A 2,300-nucleotide genomic window follows, 5' to 3' on the forward strand; every position below is an offset into this window, starting at 1 on the left:
GGGCGACCCCGCGACGGCTCGCCGCCGGGCAGCTCGGCCGGGTGCTCGGGCTCGCCGTGGCGCCCGACGGCAGCCGCGCCGCCGTCGCCTCGCACGACGGGCGGGTGCTGCTCGTCGAACGGGAGACGGGAGAGGTACGGGAGGTCGACCGGAGCGAGGACGGCGACGTCACCGGACTCGTCTTCTCGCCCGACTCGGCCTGGCTCGCCTGGTCGCACCCCGGCCCGAGCCCGCTGCGCCAGCTCAAACTCGCCAACACCGCCGACCTGTCGGTGACCGAGGCGACCCCGCTCCGATTCCGGGACTACGCGCCCGCGTTCACCCTCGACGGCAAACACCTCGCCTTCCTGTCGGCGCGGTCCTTCGACCCCGTCTACGACGAGCATGTCTTCGACCTCGCGTTCGTGGGCGGTTCACGGCCGCACCTGATCACGCTCGCCGCCACCACCCCCTCACCCTTCGGGCCCCAGCGGCACGGCCGCCCCTTCGACGCGCCGGACAAGGACGAGACACCGGACAGCGAGGGCGCGCCCACGACCCGTATCGATCTGGACGGGCTCGCCGACCGCATCGTGCCGTTCCCCGTCGAGGCCGCCCGCTACTCGGGGCTGCGCGCCGCCAAGGACGGGCTCCTGTGGCTGCGCCACCCGGTGATCGGCGTCCTCGGCGCCTCACGCGCCACCCCGGACGACCCGGACCCGAAGACCGACCTCGAGCGCTACGACCTCGTCCAGCAGCGCATCGAGCATCTCGCCTCGGACGCCGACCACTTCGCGGTCACCGGCGACGGCAAGCGGATCCTGATGTGGACCGACGGCAAGCTCAAGGTCGTACCGAGCGACCGGCGCGCCTCGAACGACGACGAGAGCGACACGAACATCACCGTCGACCTGTCGCGGGTCCGCCAGACCGTCGACCCGGCCGCCGAATGGCGGCAGATGTACGACGAGGCCGGCCGCCTCATGCGGGACCACTTCTGGCGGCCGGACCTGGGCGGGGTCGACTGGGACGCGGTGCTCGACCGCTACCGCCCCGTCCTCGGCCGGGTCGCCACGCACGACGACCTGGTGGACGTGCTGTGGGAGGTGCAGGGCGAGCTCGGCACCTCGCACGCGTACGTCACGCCGCGCGGCGGCTACGGCGGCGGCGAGCGGCAGGGGCTGCTCGGCGCGGACATCTCCCGCCACGAGGACGGCAGTTGGCGCATCGACCGGATCCTGCCGTCGGAGACCTCCGACCCGGACGCGCAGGCGCCGCTCGCCGCGCCCGGTGTCGCCGTACGCGCCGGGGACGCGATCGTCGCCGTCTCCGGGCGGCCGGTCGACCCGGTAGCCGGTCCCGGACCATTGCTCGTCGGCACGGCCGGGAAGCCCGTCGAACTGACCGTCTCGCCCTCGGGCGGCGGCGACCCGCGGCACGCCGTGGTCGTCCCGATCTCCGACGAGGAGCCGCTGCGCTACCACGCGTGGGTCGCGGACCGGCGGGCGTACGTGCACGAGACCTCCGGGGGAAGGCTGGGCTATCTGCACGTGCCCGACATGGTCGGCTCCGGCTGGGCGCAGCTCCACCGCGACCTGCGGATCGAAGTCGCCAAGGAGGGCCTGGTCGTCGACCTCCGCGAGAACCGCGGCGGCCATACGTCCCAGCTGGTCGTCGAGAAGCTCGCCCGGCGCATCGTCGGCTGGGACCTGCCGCGCGGCATGCGCGCCACCAGCTACCCGGAGGACGCGCCGCGCGGGCCCGTCGTCGCCGTCGCCAACGAGTTCTCCGGCTCCGACGGTGACATCGTCAACGCGGCGATCAAGGCGCTCGGGATCGGGCCGGTCGTGGGTACGCGCACCTGGGGCGGCGTCGTCGGCATCGACAGCCGCTTCCGGCTCGTCGACGGCACACTCGTCACCCAGCCCAAGTACGCCTTCTGGCTGGAGGGTTACGAGTGGGGCGTCGAGAATCACGGTGTCGACCCCGACGTCGAGGTCGTCCAGGCACCGCAGGATTACGCGGCGGGGCGTGATGCCCAGCTCGACGAGGCGATCCGCATCGCGCTGGCCGCGCTCGCGGAAAACCCGGCGAAGACGGCTCCGCCGTTGCCAGGGGGTGAGTGACGGGCAGTGCGCCGGCCTGAGGCGGGGTTATTCGCCCCCGTCGCCCCTACCCGTCCCATCCCTGGGGCTCCGCCCCAGACCCCGCTCCTCAAACGCCGGAGGGGCTGAATTTCCCGGGGGTCTGGGGGCGGAGCCCCCAGGTACGGGATGGGACGGGTAGGGGCGGCGGGGGCGAGGAAACCCCTTCCCCCGCGC

Annotated in this window: 1 protein-coding gene; it reads left to right on the plus strand. The window is 73.4% G+C overall.

Going from position 1 to position 2,300, the window contains the following annotated elements; genetic code table 11:
• On the plus strand, nt 1–2,105 hold a 2,105-nt coding region (locus tag FE633_RS45620; RefSeq protein WP_171060401.1), incomplete at its 5' end, for a S41 family peptidase.
• Nucleotides 2,106–2,300: the final 195 nt, after the last annotated feature.

The sequence above is a fragment of the Streptomyces montanus genome, from assembly GCF_005786655.1.
Classification (GTDB): domain Bacteria; phylum Actinomycetota; class Actinomycetes; order Streptomycetales; family Streptomycetaceae; genus Streptomyces; species Streptomyces sporangiiformans.